The 5,690-nt window shown below is 39.9% G+C and carries 4 protein-coding genes; 2 read left to right on the top strand and 2 right to left on the bottom strand.

Going from position 1 to position 5,690, the window contains the following annotated elements; genetic code table 11:
* Nucleotides 1–97: 97 nt before the first annotated feature.
* Both ilvC and CUN59_RS07590 read right to left on the bottom strand, forming a co-directional pair.
* Nucleotides 98–1,093: a ketol-acid reductoisomerase gene (gene ilvC, locus CUN59_RS07595; RefSeq protein ID WP_104387276.1), complete on the bottom strand. Its 996-nt coding sequence runs from the start codon at nt 1,091–1,093 to the stop codon at nt 98–100.
* Between the two features lie 227 nt (nt 1,094–1,320).
* Nucleotides 1,321–3,594 carry a RelA/SpoT family protein gene (locus CUN59_RS07590; protein WP_104387275.1) on the bottom strand — a complete coding sequence of 758 codons (2,274 nt, stop codon included), beginning with the start codon at nt 3,592–3,594 and terminating at the stop codon, nt 1,321–1,323.
* 291 nt (nt 3,595–3,885) lie between these two features.
* Here CUN59_RS07590 and patD point away from each other — a divergent pair, with 291 nt between their 5' ends.
* Nucleotides 3,886–4,239, top strand: coding sequence for a heterocyst frequency control protein PatD (gene patD, locus CUN59_RS07585; protein WP_104387274.1), 354 nt, complete (start codon nt 3,886–3,888; stop codon nt 4,237–4,239).
* Nucleotides 4,240–4,378: 139 nt separating this feature from the next.
* Nucleotides 4,379–5,332 carry a tetratricopeptide repeat protein gene (locus CUN59_RS07580; RefSeq protein ID WP_165790172.1) on the top strand — a complete coding sequence of 318 codons (954 nt, stop codon included), beginning with the start codon at nt 4,379–4,381 and terminating at the stop codon, nt 5,330–5,332.
* Nucleotides 5,333–5,690 lie beyond the last annotated feature (358 nt).

The raw sequence follows: 5,690 nt of genomic DNA, 5'->3' as shown, positions 1-5,690 counted from the left end.
TATCATATTTAGTCTGGAAGAGCCATAAATATTTTCTGCGTGGAAAAAAAATAATTTGGTAAAAGGTAAAGAATTACCAATTACCAATTACCTAAAATTACGCTTTTTTCAACCAGCTAAACATGGCACGTAAATCTTTACCAACTTCCTCAATAGGATGTTCAGCTTCTTGACGACGCATAGCAGTAAAACCTGGTTTACCGGCTTGGTTTTCTAATACGAATTCCCGGGCAAATTGTCCAGATTGAATTTCGCTGAGGATTTTCTTCATTTCCGCTTTAGTTTCGGCGGTGACAACGCGGGGACCGCGAGTATAATCACCATATTCGGCAGTATTAGAAATACTATCGCGCATGGTGGCTAAACCACCTTCTACGACTAAATCAACAATTAATTTGACTTCGTGCAGACATTCAAAATAAGCGAGTTCTGGCTGATAACCTGCTTCAACTAAGGTTTCAAAACCGGCTTTAATTAAAGCACTCAAACCACCACACAATACTGCTTGTTCACCAAACAAATCGGTTTCGGTTTCTTCCCGGAAGGTAGTTTCCAAAATACCGGCGCGTGTACCACCAACACCTTTAGCATAAGCCATAGCGCGATCGCGTGCTTTGCCAGTTGCATCTTGATAAACTGCAAATAACGCAGGTACACCTTGTCCTTGTTCATAGGTACGACGTACTAAATGTCCAGGGCCTTTAGGTGCAACCATGACGACATCCACATCAGCAGGGGGAACAACCTGGGCAAAATGGATATTAAAACCATGTGCAAAAGCTAAAACATTTCCAGCTTCTAAATTGGGTTCAATTTCATTTTTGTAAATTGTTTTTTGGACTTCATCAGGTAATAAAATCATGATGAAATCAGCAGCTTTGGCCGCATCAGCCACATTTTTAACTGTCAAACCAGCAGCTTCTGCTTTAGCTGTGGATTTACTGCCGGGATATAATCCGACAATGACATTTACACCACTATCTTTGAGATTTAGCGCGTGAGCATGACCTTGTGAACCATAACCAATAATAGCAACGGTTTTACCTGTTAAAAGGTCTAAATTAGCATCTTCATCATAATACATACGCGCCATAGAAGCATCTCCTGTTCACAAAGGTTGTTATCAAATTTGCAGACTTATGATTGTATCGCAAATTGGGTAATAGGGAATAGGGAACAGGGAACAGGGAACAGGGAACAGGGAACAGGCAGGGGGCAAGAGGCAAGAGGCAAGAGGCAGGAGGCAGGAGGCAGGAGGAAAAAAGAATAATATATTTCTCCCCTGCTGCCCTACTCCCCTGCTCCCCTGCCTCTTAACCGTCACCCGCAGTCTTCAACCTCACAAACACGGCGGATATTGAGAATATCACTCATTTTTTTGAGTTGGACAAATAAATGTTCTAGCTGAGAACAATCGCGGACATCAATACCTAAATCCATCAACGCGGGTTGTCCTAGAGAAGTTTTTACTTGTGCATGACGCACATTGATTCCTTGGTCACTCAAACGAGATAAGACATCTTTCAATACTCCAACTCTATCTAGTGCCTCAATTTGTACATTAATGGGATAAGTATGAGGACGGTTACGGTTGCCGATAGCTGCATTCCAACGGACTGGTATTAATCGTTCACCTTCAACATGGTCTACATTATGACAGCCTTGGCGATGGATAGAAATGCCCCGTCCCCGTGTGACGACTCCTACAATGGGTTCACCAGGAATGGGGGTACAACACCCAGCAATATGATAAACCAAACCCTCCACTCCCAAGATGGGGGCATCACTAGCACGAGATGTAATTGGTGGTGTATCCCGTGAGGTTTTGGGTGTTGGTTCTTTGGAGATAAAGGGGACAACATCACTCACTGGCTGTCTAGCTTTGACAACTTCCCGCCAACGGTTGAGGACTAAATTTAAGGTAATTTCCCCATAACCCAAACCGGCAAGTAAATCTTCTACACTGTGATAATTACATTTTTCGGCGACGGTGTGCATGGCATCTGATTTGAGTAAATTCTCAAAACCAGTTTTCCCCAATTCCTTTTCTAATAAATCTCTGCCTCGGGCAATATTTTCTTCTCGGCGCGATCGCTTGTACCATTGTTTAATGCGATATTTAGCCGCCGAAGTGCCAACAAAGTTTAACCAGTCCAAACTAGGATGACTATTCTTTTGGGTAATAATATCAACAATATCGCCATTGTGCAGTCGTGTTGACAAAGGAACAATGCGCCCATTTACTCGCGCCCCTGCACAGTGGTTTCCCACTTCTGTATGAATACGATAGGCAAAATCTATAGTTGTCGAACCAGGACTTAAAGGGACAACATCCCCCTTGGGTGTGAAGACATAAACATCATCTTCAAATAAATTGTCTTTAACGCTATCTAAGTATTCCTGTGCATCTTTTAAATCACTTTGCCAATCTAGCAACTGGCGCAACCAAGTAAACTTTTCATCATTACCTGTGACATTAACATTATTAGACCCACCAGTTTCCTTATACTTCCAATGGGCGGCAATTCCATACTCCGCGATGTGGTGCATTTCCAAGGTGCGAATTTGCACTTCTAAGGGGCGGCCTGTGAAACCAATTACCCCCGTATGTAAGGACTGGTAGCGGTTGGGTTTAGGCAGACCAATATAGTCTTTAAATCTACCCGGAATAGGACGAAATACATCATGTACCACAGCTAACGCTCGATAACATTCTTCATTAGTTTGGACAATAATTCGCAGCGCCGCTAAATCGTAAATTTCATGAAATTCCTTTTGCTGTCGGTGCATTTTTTGATAAATGCTATAAAGGTGTTTAGGACGACCGCTAATTTCTAAACAATTAATACCAGCTTTAAGCAAGCGACGGCGTAAAGTATCCGTAGCTTTGAGTAACTTTTCTTCCCGTGCCGTGCGTTTTTCTGCTACACTTTGCTGGGTTTCTCGATAAGCTTCCGGTTCTAAATATTTAAAGGCTAAATCTTCTAATTCCCATTTAATTTGCCAAATTCCCAAACGGTTGGCCAAAGGGGCAAAAATATCTCTTGTTTCCTGGGCGCTACGTTGACGACTAGCTTCGGACATATATTGAAGAGTCCGCATATTATGCAAACGGTCTGCCAGTTTCACCACAATAACCCGAATATCCTGCGCCATGGCCAAAAACATTCGTCGGAAATTTTCAGCTTGGCTTTCGGTTTTGCTGGTAAAGTTGATTTTCGAGAGTTTGGTAACACCTTCTACCAATAGCCGCACTTCTGGACCAAAACGTGCTTCTATATCTTCGATTGTAATTTCCGTATCTTCAACTACATCATGAAGTAAACCGGCTGCTATCATAGCAGGACTACCACCTAATTCACGGAGTATTTCAGCTACCGCTACAGGATGGGCAATATAAGGTTCTCCCGACTTACGAATTTGACCTTCATGTAGTTGATACGCAAACTGGAATGCGCGACAAATTAAGGCATTCCCGTTATACGTTCGGTGTTCTTCCTCTGTAAATATTGGTGATGGAGGTTCTATTAAACATTTGTTAAGCCAGTCTGGGAGAACAACATCAACAGGGGGTTTGACAGCTACACTACTCATAAAATTAAAAGGTAATTTGTGGATAGGTTGAGAGAAAAACAAAATGGACAGCACCCCTATAAATAGATGCTGTCTGTTGAAGGTTTAGAGATAAGGTTGGAGAGATGATGTCCTAATTGTCTGTGGTCATCATCCATCGTCGGTTTCCTACAAACATAATCAAATAAACCTATTAACTGCAAACAAAGCCTCAAAGTATGATCTAAGACTTGTGGTTTTGATTGGAAAAAAAAGAAAGTTAGTTGTATAAGAAAATTTTCTTGACATTAATATTATCTTAACTAGCAACAGATGTCTTTTAATTTTGATAAATATCAGGAATTGGTAATATTTCTAGATAAGTTCAGGGCTAATGTAACAGCAGGTAAACTTGATGCTGGTGAATTGCGCTTGTGTTTAACCGAGTTACAGACATTTTTTATCGAGCAAATTGTCCCTTTAGAAGATGCTAATTTCCGAGAACAGTCTTATAAAACGGAAATAAATAAGCAGTTGCGGCTTTTGGAGGTAGATGTCATGTTTCTCAAAGGTGCAAGGCAGTCTGCAACATCACAAGCGAGATTAAACACAATTACGGAACGAGTAGATACTTTAATTAGATATTGTCAAGCTATTATGCACCCAGAGGAACAGAAAGAAAAATAAACTATAAATAGGCTGAAATTCGATGAATTTGTTTCACGCAGAAGCACTCTAGAGGAACGGTTTGAGATGGAATTTTTGCCTCTTGATGGGGAATAATAAAATTATATACCTTGTCACAGTAGAGCAAATTTCAACCAATATGGACTGGACAACACCACTCAAGGCACAACAGGCTGATTTTATTCAAAGACTTAAATCTGCTAAATTACTCCATTGTGACGAAAAAGGCCAGCATAGTGAATTAACCGTCATTTCTGGTAACAGGTTAGACCAATTACGGGATTTTTGCTGGGAGATGGTAAAAAAGTATAAACCAACCGACCCCAAAAATTACTTTATCAACAACATGAAGGGGAAGTTAGGTGAGGAAGTTGTTAAATCCCGGTTAGCTGATTTTGTCACAGAAGTTGACTATGAAAAGCGCGTTGGTGGTGATGGAAAAGTTGATTTTACCTTAACTTGTGACTCATCAATTGGTATTCAGGTTAAAGCCCGGAACGGGAATTTTGATAAAATTCAATGGTCAATTAGTCGAGAAGAAATTGAAAAAAATGCTGTTCTAGTTTGTATTTTAATTCAAGAGGAAGTTAGCGAGGCTCAGGCTGAATACAATCTGATTTTGGCGGGATTTTTACCAACAAATATGATTAAATCGAATACTGGTAAAGCCTTGGTGGGAATAGATGAATTGCTTTATTCTGGCGGTTTACGTAGCTATTTAGAAAGTTTGACATCTTCTGAAGCTGAGGAATATATGCGCTTGGGTGATGAGTGTCGTAAGAAAAAAGATTATCAAGGTGCTTCTGATTATTATACTCAAGTATTGCAACTGAAACCAAATAATGAAGATGCTTACTTCAACCGAGGATTTGCCCGTTCTGAATTAGGCGATAAGCAGGGTGCAATTGAGGATTACACTCAGGCTATCAAGATTAATCCCAATTATGTAAATGCTTACAACAACCGAGGAGTTGCCCGTTCTAAATTAGGAGATAAACAGGGTGCAATTGAGGATTACACTCAGGCTATCAAGATTAATCCCAATTGTGTAGATGCTTACAACCCACATTCCGCACTTCAAAAAGTAGCATAATTAAACTACATCAACAGTCAATCAAAACTTATGGTTTGAACAATTACGTATCAATAGCAAACAAAATTATGAACGCAAAAAGTTAAGCTTTTATGGGTGTTTAAAAGCTGTTTCAAAAACAATATTTAATTGAAGGTGTGTAATAAGTTATAAAAAAGATAACCGATAAAATCGTAAAACTATAGAGAATAGTTAAGTTGAAAAATAATATTTTTGACAAGCATTAGGTAAAAATTGCAAGATATGACAGTGTGACTCCGTTAAGTTCAGAACTCGTTGAAATCCTTGTATCATCAAAAGATGAATACCTTGGAAGCACTGAAATATCCATCTTAATGTGGGAGATTCTGTTGGTTTA

Source organism: Cuspidothrix issatschenkoi CHARLIE-1 (genome assembly GCF_002934005.1).
Lineage (GTDB): Bacteria > Cyanobacteriota > Cyanobacteriia > Cyanobacteriales > Nostocaceae > Cuspidothrix > Cuspidothrix issatschenkoi.
Note: the sequence above shows the minus strand (reverse complement) of the source record. Positions and strands in the feature narration are given on the sequence as shown.